This is a genomic window from Streptomyces sp. NPDC002513 (genome assembly GCF_053595355.1).
On record NZ_JBSFXK010000003.1, the window covers coordinates 23,703 to 39,939 of the forward strand.

Here is a 16,237-nt window from a genome sequence, read left to right on the forward strand (position 1 = left end):
TATGGTCGCGCACCCCGCGGTTCCGGCCGTACCCCGTGCCGCCGCGGCCTCCGTCGCCCCGCCCGCCCCTCAGCCGCCACAGGAGCCGCCCATGCGCCGCACCCCACGGACGGCCGCCGCGCGCCGCGCCGAGCGCCCCGGTGAACCCGCCCCGGACACCGCCCGGCCGCAGGAGCCGCGCCGCGAGGACTGCCCCTGGTGCGGCTCCACGTGGCTGCGCACCCGCCGCGGCGCCCCGGACCCGGTGCGCACAAGCGCCCTTTGCGTCGACGAGTGCCGGGACTGCGCCCATGTGTTCCGCAATCCCCGCCCCACCGCCGAGGACCACGCCCGCCACCCCCACGACGCCCCCGACGGCCGCCCGGGACCCGACCGCTTCACCGAACGCCTCCTCGGCGCCCGTGCGGACGCCCGGCGCCACCGGGCCGCGGCCCGCGCGCTCGGGCCCCATCAGGAGCCGGAGAGCTGGCTCGACGTCGGCACCGGGGACGGCCACTTCCCCGAAGCGGCCAAGGAGATCCACCCGTACACGTCCTTCGACGGCCTGGACCCCAGCCGGCGCGTCCACCGGGCGCGGGCCGCGGGCCGCATCGAGGAGGCCCACCGCGGACACCTCACCGACCCGGCGGTCCTCGCGCGCCTGCGCTCCCGTTACGACGTCGTGAGCATGGTCCACCACCTGGAGCGCACCCCCGACCCGCGCGCGGAACTGCGCGCCGCCCTGACCGTGCTGCGCCCCGGCGGTCATCTGCTCGTCGAAGCCGCCGACCCCGGCTGCGCGTTCGGCCGGCTGCTCGGCGGGCGGTGGGTCCCCTACGCCGCGCCGCACCATCTGCACCTCGTGCCGCCGGCCAACCTGCTGGCCGAACTCGAGGCCCTGGGCTGTGCGATCGTCGCCACGGACCACCGCGAGCCGCACACACCGTACGACCTGGCGGGCGCCCTCGCCCTGACCCTGGCCCGCGCCCTGCCGGCCCCGAGCGCCCCGGGGCACCCGGCACCCCCGACGCGCCCGGGGCGCGCCCTGCGCACGGCCCTGGCCGGGGCCACCGTCCCGCTGGCGGCCACGGCCACGGCGGCGGACCACGCGCTGGCACCGCTGCTGCGGCGCACCCGCTTCTCCAACGCCTACCGCGTCGTCGCGCGCACGCCGCCGTCATCCGCGTAGCCTCATCGCACGCCGCCGTCATCCACGTAGCGTCAGCGCCTGTCCGGCCACCACCAGCAGCACATGCTCGCACTCCGACGCGAACGCCGCGTTCAGACGGCCGAGTTCGTCGCGGTAGCGGCGGCCGGACGCCGTCGCCGGGACGATGCCGGAGCCCACCTCGTTCGAGACGGCGACGACCGTCCGGCGGGTCTCCCGCACCGCCGCCGTCAGCTCCTCCACCCGCGCCCGCAGCGCCCGCTCGCCGCCGTCCGCCCACTCCGCGTCGTCCCACGCGTCCACCGTGTCCATCGCGTCGGTCAGCCACAGCGACAGACAGTCGATCAGCAGCGGCGGCCCGTCCTCCTTCAGCAGCGGTACGAGGTCACAGGTCTCGGTGGTGTGCCAGGACCCGGGCCGGCGCTCCCGGTGCGCGGCCACGCGCGCCGCCCACTCCGTGTCCCCGCCCCGCGATCCGCCCGTCGCCACGTACAGCACGTCCGGGAACGCCTCCAGCCGCCGCTCCGCCTCCACCGACTTGCCCGAGCGCGCCCCGCCCAGCACCAGCGTGCGCCGCGGCACGTCCGGGACCTCGTCGTACGCGCCCACGGCCAGCGTCGTCCCGTCCGGCACCGCCCGCGCCCCCGCCGCCGCGAGCCGCCGCCGCAGCTCGGCGCCCGGCGCCACCTCGTGGCCGAGGTGCACCGCGATGACATCGGTGGTCGGCCCGAGCGCCCCCACCGCCCGCAGCCTCGCGACCGCGTCCGGCCGCCCCACCACATCGGCGACCACCATGTCGTACGGCTCCACCGGCCCCGTGAGGCCCGCGGGCGCCCCGCCCGGCGGCAGATACAGCAGCCGCATCCCCTCCGGGCCCGTCACCGCGTAGCCCGTGCCCGGCGCGTCCATCGCGAGGGCCCGTACCCGGTGCCCGGTCAGCAGCGCCAGCTCCCGCCCGTCCGGCACCCGTCCCGGCTGCGGCAGGCCCGCCGGGACCTCCACCGGGGGCCCCTCGTGCGGATGGGTGAGGAGCACCTGGCGCACCCCGGCCAGCGAGTGCCCGGCGCGTGCGGCCGCGAACGCCGCACCCGGTGTCAGATCCAGCAGCAGCGTGCCGTCCACCAGCAGCGAGGTCGCCGCGCGCGCCTCCGGGCCGAGCGCACGCGCGCAGGACGCACAGGGACAGTCGGGGCGGGGGAGTCCCGCGGGGGCACCGGTGCCGAGCAAAGTCAGTTCCACGGACCCGATTTTCCCGGGTCACCGTAGGTCTTGCGCGTCCGGCTAGGCTCAGGACAGCGGCCGGACCAAGATCCGGCCGGTGCTCTGCGTGTGCTCACATCTGGGAGGCGTACATGGCGGCATGGACGTGGCGGTTCGAGAAGGCCGACGGGGCGGAGGTCCAGCCCGCGGTCGTGCCCGAGGAGTTCACCACGCAGGGGGACGCCGAGTCCTGGATCGGGGAGCACTGGAGGGAACTGCTCGACGGCGGCGCCGACCAGGTGCGGCTGTACGAGGACTCGACGGAGATCTACGGGCCCATGAGCCTGCACGCCGACGAGTCGTAGCCGAGAACTCCTCGCCCCGGGCACGGGGGCCGGGCGAGGGCCGCACGGTCCTCGCCGCCTCACCCGGTTTCTGAGCGCCTACTGCTCGCCCAGGGTGACGTCGACCGTCCGCCGGCCGCCGTCGCGGGTGTAGGTGACGCTCGTCCGCTGTCCGGGCCGGTCGCCGGCGAGCGCCTCGGCGAGCGAGGTGATCGTGGTGACCTCCCGGTCACCCAGCCTGGTGATCACGTCCCCGGCCCTCAGGCCCGCCTTGTCCGCCGCGCCGCCACGCTGGACCTCGACCACCGCGACCCCGGTCGGCTGGTAGGCGCTGTTCACCACCGTGCGGCCGGTGATGCCGAGCGCCGCCCGCCCCGAGTCAGTGACCCGGCCGCTCCTGATGATCTGGTCGGCGATCGTCTTCACCAGGGACGCCGGGATGGCGAACCCGATGCCGGGCGCCGCGCCGTTGCCGAGTTCGGGGTCGACGGCGGCGAGGGTGGGGATGCCGATCACCTGGCCGTTCAGATCGACGAGCGCGCCCCCGCTGTTGCCGGGGTTGATGTCCGCCGACGTCTGCACCATGTTCGCGAGGGTGGCGCCCGTGCCGCCCTGGCTGTTCCCCTCGCTGACGGTCCGCCCGGTCGCCGACACGATCCCCTCGGTCACGCTCGACGACAGCCCGAGCGGCGAGCCCATGGCGAGGACGATCTGGCCCACCTCGACCTTGGCCGAGTCGCCGAGGACGGCCGGCCGCAGGCCCTCGGGTGTCCGGTCCAGCCGGATGACGGCGAGGTCCTGCTGGGGGTACGAGAAGACGAGGCTCGCGGTGAGCACCTCCTGGCTGTTGGCGGTGGTCACCCGGAACGTCCTGCCGCTGCCCACCACGTGCGCGTTGGTGACGATGTGCCCCTTGCCGTCGTACACCACTCCGGACCCGAGGGCCTCGCCGGCCTGGATCTGCACCACCGACGGCAGCACGTTCCTGATGACCCGCTGGTAGTCGCTCTGCAGGGCGTTGGCCGTCGTGGGGGAGGGGGCCTGTGTGCCGGCCGGGCTCTGTGCCCTGCCCGGCTGCCCGGAGCCGGTGCAGCCGGGCAGGACCAGACACCACAGGAGAAGCGGAACGCACCGCCGAACGGTACGGGCACGGGTAGCGTCCATGCCCCGAGTCTCTCCTCGGGAGGGTCTCCCGGCTCCTCCTGCGCGTCCGAACGAGGGGGCGGCGGTGCTTCGGCGGCGCACCTTGTACGGGCTGTGGTTCAGCCGCGCACCCCGTACGGGCCGTGATTCAGCCGCGCACTCCGCACAGATGCAGCAAGGCGGCCACACCCCGGTACGGATCCGTGCGCCCCGCCCGCTCCTCCGCGGCCAGCAGCGGCTCCACGTCCGCGGGGACCGGCGTGTCGTCGGGCGCGACGTCCGTGAAGAGCCGCACCCCGTACCAGGCGTGCAGCGGGGCCCCGATCCCGGCGAGCGTCGCGGTCAGCGTCGCCAGCCGGTCGGCGCGCACGGCCAACCCCAGACGGTTGGTGTAGGCGGTCGTGTCGAAGGAGGCGAGCGCCGTGTCCCAGTCCCCGGACAGCCCCGGCCTGAGCGCCAGCGCGTCCCCGTTCCGTACGAGCAGCGACAGCAGACCCCCGGGCGCCAGCATCCGCGCCAGCCCCGCCAGCAGCGGATCGGGCTCGTCCACGTACATGAGCACCCCGTGGCACAGCACGACGTCGAAGCTGCCCGGCAGGAAGTGCACCCCCGTGTCGCGCCCGTCCGCCTCGATGATCCGCATCCGCTCCCGGATGCCCTCGGGCTCGTCGGCCAGGGCCCCGCGGGCCACCGCGATCATCCTCGGGTTCCGTTCGAGCCCGGTGACCCGGTGCCCGGCCCGGGCCAGGCGCAGTGCCTGGGTGCCCTGGCCCATCCCCACGTCGAGCACCCGCAGCCGCTGCCCGACCGGGAACCGCCCGGCTATCTGCTCGTCGAGCTGCCGGGCCACCAGTTGCTGCCGTACGACATCACGCAGCCCCCCTAGCTTGTCCAGCCAGGCATCCGCCGCGTTCCCGGAGAAGGGATCCGCGCTCAGGGCCGCTCTCCGCGCTTGACCTGCGGCTTCGGCAGCCGGAGTCGGCGCATCTGGAGGGAGCGCATCAGCGCGTAGGCGACCACGCCCTTCTTGTTCTGGTCGGGGAAGCGCTCGTTCAGCCGCTTGCGCAGCCGGAACCCGGAGAGGATCGAGTCGACCACGATCAGCACGATCACGACGAGCCACAGCAGCAGCGCGATGTTCTGCAGCGAGGCCACCTTCACCAGGCTCAGCGCCAGGATGATCACGGCCATCGGCAGGAAGAACTCCGCGACGTTGAAGCGCGCGTCGATGGAGTCGCGGGCGAACTTGCGGACCGGGCCCCTGTCCCGCGCAGGCAGATACCGCTCGTCACCGCCGGCCAGCGCCTGGCGCTGCCGCTCCATCTGGACGCGGCGCTCCTCGCGCTGCCGCTTGGCGGCGTCCTTGCGGGTCAGCGGCGTGTTGGCGACGCTGCGCCGCTGGGACTGGGCCTCACTGCGCTTGGGCGTGGGCCGGCCCTTCTTGGCCTGCGGGTCACGGGGCTGCTTGGAGTCGGTCACCTGCGCCTTGTCGGCGAGGGCCTTCTCTTCCTTGGCACGGCTACGGAACACAAAACCCAAGGGTACGGGGTCCCACCGCATGGACCACAGCCGGACTGGGGAACGATCCGGCAACGCCGGTCGTCTGTAGGGGGACAGAGGGCCGCAAAAGGAGGACCGTCGGCGTTCTCCCGGAAGCCGGCTGAGGGAATCCCGGAGTCCCGCCGTACGTAACCTCGGGGGACATCTACTCCCTACGCCGGAGCGGGACCGCACACAGTCGTCCTTGGGGATGACCGCATCCGTCCCCGGACAGTGCGGTAATGGATGCAGGGCCCGTACTGTGGGTCCTGTCGCAGACCTGTGAGCTGGAGTCCGTCAGAAGGGGGCGCGCGAAGCCCATGAGCGGTGTCATGAAGCGTATGGGGATGATCTTCCGCGCGAAGGCGAACAAGGCCCTTGACCGGGCCGAGGACCCGCGCGAGACCCTCGATTACTCGTACCAGAAGCAGCTGGAGCTGCTCCAGAAGGTGCGCCGCGGAGTCGCGGACGTGGCGACCAGCCGCAAGCGCCTGGAGCTCCAGCTCAACCAGCTGCAGCAGCAGTCCTCCAAGCTGGAGGACCAGGGCCGCAAGGCGCTCGCGCTCGGCCGTGAGGACCTGGCCCGCGAGGCGCTGTCCCGGCGCGCCGCGCTTCAGCAGCAGGTGACGGACCTGGAGACCCAGCACCAGACCCTGCAGGGCGAGGAGGAGAAGCTGACCCTGGCGGCCCAGCGCCTCCAGGCCAAGGTGGACGCCTTCCGCACCAAGAAGGAGACCATCAAGGCGACGTACACAGCGGCCCAGGCACAGACCCGGATCGGCGAGGCGTTCTCCGGCATCTCCGAGGAGATGGGCGACGTCGGCCTGGCGATCCAGCGCGCCGAGGACAAGACGGCGCAGCTCCAGGCCCGCGCCGGCGCGATCGACGAACTGCTGGCCTCCGGCGCCCTGGACGACCCCTCCGGCATGGCCAAGGACGACATCCAGGCGGAGCTGGACCGGCTCTCCGGCGGCACGGACGTGGAGCTGGAGCTGCAGCGCATGAAGGCGGAGCTGGCCGGGGGCGCCTCCGACCAGCGGCAGGCGCTGGAGGGCGGCACGGGCCGGGAGCAGTCCCCGTCCCAGCCGCAGGACACCCCGCGCTTCGACAAGCAGTGACGCTCGCCCGACCGTCACCTCGCGTAACGCTGTCACCCACCGGGTCCCACGCCTACAGGAGGGCCACATGATCGTACGGATCATGGGGGAGGGGCAGGTGAAGCTGGACGACGCCCACTTCACCGAGCTGAACAAGCTGGACGACGAGCTGCTCCAGGAGATGCAGAGGGACGACGAGGAGGGCTTCCGGCGCACGCTGAACGCCCTCCTGGACGCGGTCCGCCGTCTGGGCACCCCGCTGCCGGACGAGTCCCTGGAGCCGTCGGAGCTGATCCTGCCGTCGCCGGAGGCGACCCTCGCGGAGGTCCGCGAGATGCTGGACGACGACGGCCTGATCCCGGGCTGAGGGGGTCGGCACCCACGGGTGCCACTCCTCGCGCGCCCGCGGGTTCCGCGCCTTCGGCACCCCCGGGTCCCCTTCCTGCGGCACCCGGGTACCCCGTCCGCTGCGGTGTGCCCCCCATCACCCTGGTTCCGCCTGCCGCAGGCCCCCCGTACCGTAAGTCCGTGAGCACCTTAGAACGCACCTGGTGCCGGATCAGCGCCCATCCCCTCGCGCTGGACGCCGTGCTCGCCCTCGGCGTCCTCGCCGCCATGGTGGCCGGCTCCTTCGCCAACCCCCACGGCGAACACGGCGTCTCCACGCGCAGCCCGGGGGTGCTCAGCCTCGCGCTCATGGTGCTCGGGGCAGCGGCGCTCATCCCACGCCGCCGGCGTCCCCTGGCCGTCCTCGCGGTCACGGTCGCCCTCTCCCTCGTGGAACTCGTCGCCGCCGACCCGCGTGCCCCCGTCGCGATGTCCGCGGTCGTCGCCCTCTACACCGTCGCCGCCACCACCGACCGCCCCACCACCTGGCGCGTCGGCCTGCTCACCATGACGGTGCTCACCGGAGCCGCGATGCTCTTCGGCCCCCTGCCGTGGTACGGCCCGGAGAACCTCGGCCTCTTCGCCTGGACGGGCATGGCCGCGGCCGCCGGCGACGCCGTCCGCAGCCGTCGCGCCTTCGTGCACGCCATCCGGGAGCGCGCCGAACGCGCGGAACGCACCCGCGAGGAGGAGGCCCGCCGCCGGGTCGCCGAGGAGCGGCTGCGCATCGCCAGGGATCTGCACGATGTGGTCGCCCACCACATCGCCCTGGTCAACGTCCAGGCCGGGGTGGCCGCGCACATCATGGACAAGCGCCCCGACCAGGCGAAGGAAGCCCTCGCCCATGTCCGTGAGGCCAGCCGCAGCGCGCTCAACGAGCTGCGTGCCACCGTCGGTCTGCTGCGGCAGTCCGGGGACCCCGAGGCACCCACCGAGCCGGCCCCCGGACTCGCCCGTCTCGACGAACTCGCCGACACCTTCCGCAACGCCGGGCTCCCGGTGGAGGTCGCCCGCGCCGACCTCGGCACCACCCTGCCCGCGGCCGTCGACCTGGCCGCGTACCGGGTGATCCAGGAAGCCCTCACCAATGTGCGCAAGCACGCGGGCCGGACGGCGAAGGCCGAGGTCAGCGTGGTCCGGGTGGGGCCCCGTATGGAGATCACGGTCCTCGACGACGGCACGGGCGAGGGCACCGGTCCCGAGGACGTCCGGCCCGAGGACGCCGGGTCCGAGGACCACGGCGGGCACGGCGGACACGGACTGCTGGGCATGCGGGAGCGCGTCACCGCTGTCGGCGGCGCCCTCACCACCGGTCCCCGCTACGGAGGCGGGTTCCGGGTCCATGCGATCCTGCCGCTCCAGACACGCACGACGACCGCCACCGGGAAGAGCGTGTGACCGCCGCCCAGGGAGGGCCCGTATGACCATCCGTGTCCTGCTCGCCGACGACCAGGCGCTGCTCCGCAGTGCCTTCCGGGTCCTTGTCGACTCGGAGCCGGACATGGAGGTGGTGGGCGAGGCCTCCGACGGCGCGGAGGCGGTCCGGCTGGCCGGCGAGCGGCGCGCCGACGTGGTCCTCATGGACATCCGGATGCCCGGGACGGACGGGCTCGCCGCGACCCGGCTGATCAGCGCCGACTCCTCCCTCGCCCAGGTCCGCGTGGTCATCCTGACGACCTTCGAGGTCGACGACTACGTCGTTGAGTCGCTGCGCGCCGGGGCGTCCGGGTTCCTCGGCAAGGGGTCCGAGCCGGATGAGCTGCTGAACGCCATCCGGGTCGCGGCGGGCGGTGAGGCGCTGCTGTCCCCCGCCGCCACCAAGGGGCTGATCGCCCGCTTCCTCGCCCAGGGCGACGACGGGCGCGACCCGGCCCGCTCCGACCGGCTCGACACGCTGACCGGCCGTGAACGCGAGGTGCTCGTCCAGGTCGCCGGGGGCCACTCCAACGACGAGATCGCCGAACGGCTGGAGGTCAGCCCGCTGACGGTGAAGACGCACGTCAACCGGGCGATGGCCAAGCTGGGCGCCCGCGACCGGGCGCAACTCGTCGTCATCGCCTACGAGTCGGGGCTGGTGCGCCCGAGGGTGGAGTGAGCGGGGCCGGGCCCGGTACGTCCATGGGTGGAGTGGGCTCCATCGGGCCCTACTGCGCCCGCAGTAGGCGTCGCATAAGGAAATGGTCCTCGGGGCGACGGAACCGCCCCCGCTGATGCCTCAAGGTGTAGGTGGGGTGCTCAGGTGTGCCCCGAATCCTCCGCTCAGCCACAGAGAGAGACGCCGACCCATGTCCTGGCTGTCACGATTCAGCCTCGCGCAACGGGCCCTGATAGCGCTGATGTCCATCGTCGCGCTCGTCTTCGGGGCGATCGCGATCCCACAGCTCAAGCAACAACTCCTGCCCACCATCAACCTGCCCGTCGTGTCCGTTCTGGCGCCGTACCAGGGTGCGTCCCCCGACGTGGTCGACAAGCAGGTCGTCCAGCCTCTCGAAGACAGCCTCCAGGCCGTCTCCGGGATCAAGGGCGTCACCTCCACGGCGAGCGAGGGCAACGCCGTCATCATGGCGTCCTTCGACTACGGCAACGACACCAAGCAGCTCGTCGCCGATGTCCAGCAGGCCGTCAACCGGGCCCGCATCAAGCTCCCGAACTCGGTCGACCCGCAGGTCGTCGCCGGTTCGACGGACGACATCCCGACCGTCGTCCTCGCCGTCACCTCCGACAAGGACCAGCAGGCCCTGTCCGACCAGCTGGACAAGACCGTCGTGCCCGCGCTGAAGAACATCTCCGGCGTCGGCCAGGTGACCGTCAACGGCGTCCGGGACCTCCAGGTCACGGTCACGCCCGACAGCGGGAAGCTCGCGCGGGCGGGGCTGACCCCGGCCGCGCTGGGCCAGGCCCTGCAGGCGGGCGGAGTGACGGTCCCGGCGGGCTCCTTCGACGAGAACGGCAGCAACCTCACGGTCCAGGTCGGCGGCGGCTTCACCTCGCTGCAGCAGATCGAGGACCTGATGGTCGCCGGTGAGGCCGGCAAGAAGCCCGTACGCCTCGGTGACATCGCCACGGTCCGGCAGCAGGAGGCCGCGGCCGACTCGATCACCCGCACGGACGGCAAGCCGAGCCTCGCCGTGGCCGTCACCATGGACCACGACGGCAGCGCGGTCGCCATCTCCAAGACGGTCAAGGACAAGCTGCCGGACCTGCGCAAGAACCTGGGCTCCGGCTCCACCGTCACCGTGGTCAGCGACCAGGGCCCGGCGGTCTCCAAGTCCATCAGCGGTCTGACGACCGAGGGTGCGCTGGGCCTGCTCTTCGCGGTCCTGGTGATCCTGGTCTTCCTGGCGTCGGTGCGCTCGACCCTCGTCACGGCGGTCTCGATCCCGCTGTCGGTGGTCCTGGCCCTGATCGTCCTGTGGACGCGCGACGTGTCGCTGAACGTGCTCACGCTCGGCGCGCTGACCATCGCCATCGGCCGGGTCGTCGACGACTCGATCGTGGTCCTGGAGAACATCAAGCGGCACCTCGGCTACGGCGAGGAGCGGCACACGGCGATCCTCACCGCGGTCCGCGAGGTGGCCGGCGCGGTGACCTCCTCCACCCTGACGACGGTGGCGGTCTTCCTGCCGATCGGTCTGGTCGGCGGCATGGTGGGCGAGCTGTTCGGCTCGTTCTCCCTCACCGTGACGGCGGCCCTGCTGGCCTCGCTGCTGGTGTCGCTGACGGTCGTCCCGGTCCTGTCGTACTGGTTCCTGCGCGCTCCGAAGACCCTGCCCGAGGACGCGGCCGAGGCACGCCGGGTCGCCGAGGAGAAGGAGGCGAAGAGCCGGCTGCAGCGCTTCTACGTGCCCGTGCTGCGCTTCGCGACCCGTCGCCGCCTCACCAGCGTGGCCATCGCGGTGGTCGTCCTGATCGGCACCTTCGGCATGGCGCCGCTGCTGAAGACGAACTTCTTCGACCAGGGCGAGCAGCAGGTGCTCACCGTCAAGCAGAAGCTGAAGCCGGGCGCGAGCCTGGCGGCGACGGACGCCCAGGCCCGGAAGGTCGAGAAGATGCTCGCCGGGGTGAAGGGCGTCAAGGACTACCAGGTCACCGTCGGTTCGTCCGGCTTCATGGCCGCCTTCGGCGGGGGCACCGGCAGCAACCAGGCGTCGTACACGGTCATGCTGGACGACTCCGCGAAGTACACGGACGTGCAGACCCGTGTCGAGGACGGGCTGGCCAAGCTCTCCGGGATCGGCTCGACCACGGTGTCGGCCGGGGACGGCTTCGGCAGCCAGGATCTGAGCGTGGTCGTGAAGGCGGCCGACGCGAAGGTGCTGCGCACGGCGTCGGAGCAGGTCCGTGCCGAGGTGGCGGGGCTCAAGGACGTCACGGACGTGTCGAGCGACCTGTCGCAGAGCGTGCCGCGCATCTCGGTCACGGCCAACTCCCGTGCGGCGGCGGCCGGTTTCAACGACCAGACGCTCGGCGCCGTGGTCGCCCAGGCGGTGCAGGGCACCACGACCGGCAAGGCGACCCTGGACGACACCGAGCGGGACATCGTCATCAAGGCGGCGAAGCCGGCGCGGACGCTGGAGCAGCTCGAGCAGCTTCCGCTCGGCCCGGTGAAGCTGGGTGACATCGCGACGGTGAAGCTGGTGGACGGCCCGGTGTCGATGACCCGGATCGACGGTCAGCGCGCGGCGACGATCACGGCGCGCCCGACCGGTGACAACACGGGCGCGGTGAGCGCGGACCTCCAGGCGAAGATCAAGGCGCTGAAGCTGCCGGCGGGCGCGACGGCCGAGATCGGCGGTGTCTCGCAGGACCAGAGCGACGCGTTCAAGAACCTGGGCCTGGCGATGCTGGCCGCGGTGGCGATCGTGTTCATGCTGCTGGTCGCGACGTTCCGCAGCCTGGCCCAGCCGCTGATCCTGCTGGTCTCCATCCCGTTCGCGGCGACCGGCGCGATCGGCCTGCTGATCGCCACCGGCACCCCGATGGGCGTTCCGGCCATGATCGGCATGCTGATGCTGATCGGCATCGTGGTGACGAACGCGATCGTGCTGATCGACCTGATCAACCAGTACCGCAAGCAGGGCTACGGTGTGGTGGAGGCCGTGGTCGAGGGCGGACGCCACCGTCTGCGCCCGATCCTGATGACGGCCCTGGCCACCATCTTCGCGCTCCTCCCGATGGCCCTGGGCGTCACGGGCGAGGGCGGTTTCATCGCCCAGCCGCTGGCGGTGGTGGTGATCGGCGGCCTCGTCACGTCGACCGTGCTGACCCTGCTGCTGGTCCCGACCCTCTACGCGGTGCTGGAGCTCCGCAAGGAGCGCCGCGCGAACAAGAAGGCGGCGAAGCGGGCGAAGAAGGGGGGTACCCCGGTCGAGCCGGCGGAGTCCGGGAAGCCGGAGCCCGCGGGGGTGTAGGTTCCCCAGGTGTGACTGAGGCCCGGCCCGCACGAACGTGCGGGCCGGGCCTCGGCGTTGGCGGGCCGGACGGGTCGTCGGCCGGGCGAGCGGCTACGGCAGCGCGAGCATCCGCTCCAGCGCCAGCTTCGCGAACGCCTCGGTCTCCTGGTCCACCTCGATGCGGTTGACCAGGTTGCCCTCGGCCAGCGACTCCAGCGCCCACACCAGGTGCGGCAGGTCGATGCGGTTCATCGTCGAGCAGAAGCACACCGTCTTGTCGAGGAAGACGATCTCCTTGCCCTCCGGGGCGAAACGGTTCGCCAGCCGCCGGACGAGGTTCAGCTCCGTGCCGATGGCCCACTTGGAGCCGGCCGGAGCGGCCTGAAGCGCCTTGATGATGTACTCCGTCGAACCGACGTAGTCCGCGGCGGCCACGACCTCGTGCTTGCACTCCGGGTGCACCAGCACGTTCACGCCCGGGATCCGCTCCCGGACGTCGTTCACCGAGTCGAGGCTGAAGCGGCCGTGCACCGAGCAGTGGCCGCGCCACAGGATCATCTTCGCGGCGCGCAGCTTCTCGGCCGTCAGCCCGCCGTTCGGCTTGTGCGGGTTGTAGACCACGCAGTCGTCCAGCGACAGGCCCATGTCCCGCACCGCCGTGTTGCGGCCCAGGTGCTGGTCCGGCAGGAAGAGGACCTTCTCCCCCTGCTGGAACGCCCACTCCAGGGCCCGCCGCGCGTTCGACGACGTGCAGATGGTGCCGCCGTGCCTGCCCGTGAACGCCTTGATGTCCGCGGACGAGTTCATGTACGAGACCGGGACGACCTGATCGGCGATGCCCGCCTCGGTCAGCACGTCCCAGCACTCGGCGACCTGCTCGGCGGTCGCCATGTCGGCCATGGAGCAGCCGGCCGCCAGGTCCGGCAGGACGACCTTCTGGTCGTCGGACGTCAGGATGTCCGCCGACTCCGCCATGAAGTGCACACCGCAGAACACGATGTACTCGGCCTCCGGGCGGGCCGCCGCGTCCCGGGCCAGCTTGAAGGAGTCGCCCGTGACGTCGGCGAACTGGATGACCTCGTCGCGCTGGTAGTGGTGGCCGAGCACGAAGACCTTGTCGCCGAGCTTCTCCTTGGCCGCGCGGGCGCGTGCGACCAGGTCCGGGTCGGACGGCGAGGGCAGGTCGCCGGGACACTCCACGCCCCGTTCGCTCCTCGGGTCGGCCTCGCGGCCGAGCAGCAGGAGAGCGAGGGGCGTCGGCTGTACGTCGAGCTCCTGGGTCTGGGCGGTGGTCACCTCACGCACCCTTTCTGTTCTGCGGCTCGCCGGCCCGAAGAGGGCCGGCGGGACATGCGGGACACGCCTTTTCGTCGAATTGACGCTATCTATCATATCTGCTTCACGTCAGTTTGACGACGGCCATAGTGTCGATGTGACATGAATCCCGGACCGGTGCGCCACCCCTCCCCGGAGGCGACGCCCGGCGCCCCCGATGCCGTACGACGGCGATCCGTCACGTCGCCCAGTGGCTGCTCACGCGCCCTACGGCGGCGGTCCGGGGGACGTACGGCGGATGGCGCGGCGGTGTCACCCGGGTCGTCCACAGGCAGTGTCCGTGTTCCGGCGCATGTGCGAGCATGAACGGGGGGAGCGAAAAGAGGCGCGCTCGGCCTGGAATGAATCCGTGGCCATGCCGGTTGCACTCGTCTGCAAGCAGTCTCCGTACAAACCGGGAGAGATGTAGATGTCCGTACAGGACGAGACCACCACCGTCACCGACGGCATCATCCTGACCGACGCCGCCGCGGCCAAGGTCAAGGCCCTGCTCGACCAGGAAGGCCGGGACGACCTGGCGCTGCGTGTCGCGGTTCAGCCCGGCGGCTGCTCCGGCCTTCGCTACCAGCTCTTCTTCGACGAGCGCTCGCTCGACGGCGACGTGGTGAAGGACTTCGGCGGGGTCAAGGTCGCCACCGACCGCATGAGCGCCCCCTACCTGGTCGGCGCCACCGTCGACTTCGTCGACACGATCGAGAAGCAGGGCTTCACCATCGACAACCCGAACGCGACGGGCTCCTGCGCCTGCGGCGACTCCTTCAGCTGAGCCGGCGCCTTTACCGGTACCGTGCGCGAAGGCGGCGTCCCCATCGAGGGGCGCCGCCTTCGCGCTGCCACGGACCGCGGTCAGCGGGGGAGCGCCGACCCCGCCCCGCCCGAGGACGCCGTCGGCGGCGTGTCCGCCGTCCCCGGGGGAATCGGCCGGCCGTCCGAGCCCACCACCCGGCGGTCGCCGAGCGGTGCCTTCAGACGCACCGTCTCGTGGTAGATCTTGGCGATCATGGCGCAGACCTTCCCCTGCCAGGGCGTCTCGGTCACGGTCACCGTCACCCGGTCGGCGTCCTCGCGCACGGATGCCGCGTAGTCGGCGCACACCCCGCCCTCGTAGGCGAGGGTGAGATCCCGGCCGTCGGCGGTGTAGCCCAGCACCTTCACCTCACGGTGCGCCGGCGCGGGCTCGGCCTGGTTCCCCGGCCCACTCGTCGACGGACTCGGCCGCGGGGCCGGTGTCCCGCTCGGCCGGCCCGGCGGCTGGGGCGCGACCAGATACCGCGGGGCGACCGCGGGATACGCCACCGTGAAGCCGTCGCCGCCCTGTGGGGTCCCCGTCTCCCGCACCTCGAACAGCCAGGACGGCACCAGCACCGCCTGGCCGCCCACCGCGTGCGCGGCCAGTCCGAACACCGCGCCCTCCACGGACGCCGACGCCCGCTGCGGCGCGGACGCGCCCGCCCGGCACGGCTTCTCGTCCCGGTCCTTGACCGGTACGGGGCCGGTGCAGCCGCCGATGCCCTTGCGGCCGTACGCCGGCGCGCCGTTCATCAGGTCCAGCGTCCTCCGCGCGCCGAGCACGGGATAGACGGCGCCCTTCACCGGGGCCGCGAGACGGCCGCTGCCGCCGATGACCTTGCCCTCGGCGCTGATCCGCAGACCGGTCGTCCAGCCGTGCGTCGGCAGCCCGCCCACCACCGGTTCGGCGTTCACCACCCGCACCCGGTCCATGAGCTGCGACGCGTCCAGTTTCGCGTCGTCCTGGCCGACCGCCTTGAGCACCGGAGCGGCCGCCCGCCGCGCCGCCTCCTCGCTCACCGGGCCCGGCCGCACCCCCGCCGTCGACGACCCGGCGGGCCGGCACAGGGTGGTGCCCCGGGGACAGTTGTCGGTGCCCGGCACGAAGGAGTCGAACGTCCAGGTGCCCGGCGCGTCCCTGGTGACCCGCAGACTCGGCTCCGCGCCGTCCTTCACCGCCCCGACCTGCCAGGTGTCGCCGACCAGCCGCGGCGTGCCGCTCAGCTCCAGGGCCCTGGCGAGCCGGGCCACCTCGTCCTGCGTCACCCGGCCCTTCGCCCAGTACACCGGCGCCGACCCCGGCCCGCCGGGGAGCGTGCCCCGGACGGTGTACGTGGTGCCGTAGGGGTTGGGCTCGCCCACCGCGATGCCCGGTGCGGTGCCCTCGCCGACGCCGACGCCGACGCCGACGCCGTCGAGGGCCAGTGCCGGGGGAGTGCCGTCGCCGCCCGGCGCCGGGGAGCCGCCCGGCGCCCGGGAACCGCCCGGTCCGCCGGACGTGTTCGTGGCGAGAAAGGCCCCGCCGCCCCCGACGAGCAGGACCGCGGCCGCTACCGAGGCGACCACCACGGGGGAGCGCCGCCGCGGCACGGCAGCGCCCGTGCCCTCACTGACGTCCGGTGCGCCGTTCGTGTCGTCGGGTCGCTCGGTGCTCACGCATCGCTCCTTCGGCTCCGCTGCTGTCCCGGCAGGACCCCGCCGTACCCGAAAGGAGCACCCAAGGGCCGTACCCCGCCTCCCCGTCGAAGGGGACGGCGATGGGACGCACGGGGGGAGCGCACGGTTCCCTCGTGGCGTGCCCGTGCCCCGCGGGGTTCCGGGTCCGGTCCCGGTTGCCGTACGGTGCCGGTGCCCGGCCCGTTC

General features: G+C 72.7%; 14 protein-coding genes. 8 read left to right on the plus strand and 6 right to left on the minus strand.

Annotation, left to right across the window (positions count from 1 at the left end; all coding sequences use genetic code 11):
• Positions 1-91 precede the first annotated feature (91 nt).
• The gene (locus tag ACWD5Q_RS02885) at positions 92-1,168 is read left to right on the plus strand and encodes a class I SAM-dependent methyltransferase (RefSeq protein ID WP_451425211.1); all 1,077 of its coding nucleotides are present in this window, start codon (positions 92-94) and stop codon (positions 1,166-1,168) included.
• Positions 1,169-1,186: 18 nt separating this feature from the next.
• On the opposite strand, the gene ACWD5Q_RS02890 is transcribed toward ACWD5Q_RS02885, so the two are convergent.
• Entirely contained in the window at positions 1,187-2,386 is a 1,200-nt protein-coding gene (locus tag ACWD5Q_RS02890) for a bifunctional adenosylcobinamide kinase/adenosylcobinamide-phosphate guanylyltransferase (RefSeq protein WP_451425212.1), read from the minus strand.
• 113 nt (positions 2,387-2,499) lie between these two features.
• Between ACWD5Q_RS02890 and ACWD5Q_RS02895 the strand changes: the two genes are divergently transcribed.
• Entirely contained in the window at positions 2,500-2,712 is a 213-nt protein-coding gene (locus tag ACWD5Q_RS02895) for a hypothetical protein (protein ID WP_451425213.1), read from the plus strand.
• A gap of 78 nt (positions 2,713-2,790) precedes the next feature.
• Here ACWD5Q_RS02895 and ACWD5Q_RS02900 read toward each other — a convergent pair whose 3' ends face one another.
• The 3 genes from ACWD5Q_RS02900 to ACWD5Q_RS02910 form a co-directional block, all read right to left on the minus strand.
• Positions 2,791-3,855: a S1C family serine protease gene (locus tag ACWD5Q_RS02900; RefSeq protein WP_451425214.1), complete on the minus strand. Its 1,065-nt coding sequence runs from the start codon at positions 3,853-3,855 to the stop codon at positions 2,791-2,793.
• Positions 3,856-3,982: 127 nt separating this feature from the next.
• Positions 3,983-4,684 carry a class I SAM-dependent methyltransferase gene (locus tag ACWD5Q_RS02905; protein WP_451425215.1) on the minus strand — a complete coding sequence of 234 codons (702 nt, stop codon included), beginning with the start codon at positions 4,682-4,684 and terminating at the stop codon, positions 3,983-3,985.
• Between the two features lie 83 nt (positions 4,685-4,767).
• The gene (locus ACWD5Q_RS02910; RefSeq protein ID WP_451425216.1) at positions 4,768-5,364 is read right to left on the minus strand and encodes a DUF3043 domain-containing protein; all 597 of its coding nucleotides are present in this window, start codon (positions 5,362-5,364) and stop codon (positions 4,768-4,770) included.
• Between the two features lie 329 nt (positions 5,365-5,693).
• Here ACWD5Q_RS02910 and ACWD5Q_RS02915 point away from each other — a divergent pair, with 329 nt between their 5' ends.
• The 5 genes from ACWD5Q_RS02915 to ACWD5Q_RS02935 all read left to right on the plus strand — a co-directional run bounded on the left by ACWD5Q_RS02915 (position 5,694) and on the right by ACWD5Q_RS02935 (position 12,268).
• Entirely contained in the window at positions 5,694-6,491 is a 798-nt protein-coding gene (locus ACWD5Q_RS02915; RefSeq protein WP_451425217.1) for a PspA/IM30 family protein, read from the plus strand.
• A gap of 67 nt (positions 6,492-6,558) precedes the next feature.
• A complete protein-coding gene (gene pspAA / locus ACWD5Q_RS02920; RefSeq protein ID WP_451425218.1) occupies positions 6,559-6,837 on the plus strand; it encodes a PspA-associated protein PspAA in 279 nt (92 codons plus the stop codon).
• 161 nt (positions 6,838-6,998) lie between these two features.
• On the plus strand, positions 6,999-8,255 hold the full coding sequence (locus ACWD5Q_RS02925; RefSeq protein WP_451425219.1) for a sensor histidine kinase: 1,257 nt from the start codon (positions 6,999-7,001) through the stop codon (positions 8,253-8,255).
• A 22-nt stretch (positions 8,256-8,277) separates the two neighbouring features.
• Positions 8,278-8,952, plus strand: coding sequence for a response regulator (locus tag ACWD5Q_RS02930; RefSeq protein WP_451425220.1), 675 nt, complete (start codon positions 8,278-8,280; stop codon positions 8,950-8,952).
• Between the two features lie 190 nt (positions 8,953-9,142).
• A complete protein-coding gene (locus tag ACWD5Q_RS02935) occupies positions 9,143-12,268 on the plus strand; it encodes an efflux RND transporter permease subunit (RefSeq protein ID WP_451425221.1) in 3,126 nt (1,041 codons plus the stop codon).
• 93 nt (positions 12,269-12,361) lie between these two features.
• Here the strand turns inward: ACWD5Q_RS02935 and nadA are convergent, their stop codons facing one another.
• Positions 12,362-13,546 carry a quinolinate synthase NadA gene (nadA, locus tag ACWD5Q_RS02940; RefSeq protein ID WP_451425222.1) on the minus strand — a complete coding sequence of 395 codons (1,185 nt, stop codon included), beginning with the start codon at positions 13,544-13,546 and terminating at the stop codon, positions 12,362-12,364.
• A 448-nt stretch (positions 13,547-13,994) separates the two neighbouring features.
• Between nadA and ACWD5Q_RS02945 the strand changes: the two genes are divergently transcribed.
• Positions 13,995-14,351, plus strand: a complete 357-nt coding sequence (locus ACWD5Q_RS02945) for an iron-sulfur cluster assembly accessory protein (protein WP_451425223.1) — start codon at positions 13,995-13,997, stop codon at positions 14,349-14,351.
• An 80-nt stretch (positions 14,352-14,431) separates the two neighbouring features.
• Here the strand turns inward: ACWD5Q_RS02945 and ACWD5Q_RS02950 are convergent, their stop codons facing one another.
• On the minus strand, positions 14,432-16,030 hold the full coding sequence (locus ACWD5Q_RS02950; protein WP_451425224.1) for a hypothetical protein: 1,599 nt from the start codon (positions 16,028-16,030) through the stop codon (positions 14,432-14,434).
• Between the last annotated feature and the right edge of the window lie 207 nt (positions 16,031-16,237).

What these genes read in the sequence shown, in the direction of transcription:
- ACWD5Q_RS02930 (WP_451425220.1), top strand. Translation starts at nt 8,278, where the DNA reads ATGACCATCCGTGTCCTGCTCGCCGACGACCAGGCGCTGCTCCGCAGT.
- pspAA (WP_451425218.1), top strand. Translation starts at nt 6,559, where the DNA reads ATGATCGTACGGATCATGGGGGAGGGGCAGGTGAAGCTGGACGACGCC.
- ACWD5Q_RS02885 (WP_451425211.1), top strand. Translation starts at nt 92, where the DNA reads ATGCGCCGCACCCCACGGACGGCCGCCGCGCGCCGCGCCGAGCGCCCC.
- ACWD5Q_RS02900 (WP_451425214.1), bottom strand. Translation starts at nt 3,855, where the DNA reads ATGGACGCTACCCGTGCCCGTACCGTTCGGCGGTGCGTTCCGCTTCTC.
- ACWD5Q_RS02895 (WP_451425213.1), top strand. Translation starts at nt 2,500, where the DNA reads ATGGCGGCATGGACGTGGCGGTTCGAGAAGGCCGACGGGGCGGAGGTC.
- ACWD5Q_RS02915 (WP_451425217.1), top strand. Translation starts at nt 5,694, where the DNA reads ATGAGCGGTGTCATGAAGCGTATGGGGATGATCTTCCGCGCGAAGGCG.
- ACWD5Q_RS02945 (WP_451425223.1), top strand. Translation starts at nt 13,995, where the DNA reads ATGTCCGTACAGGACGAGACCACCACCGTCACCGACGGCATCATCCTG.
- ACWD5Q_RS02935 (WP_451425221.1), top strand. Translation starts at nt 9,143, where the DNA reads ATGTCCTGGCTGTCACGATTCAGCCTCGCGCAACGGGCCCTGATAGCG.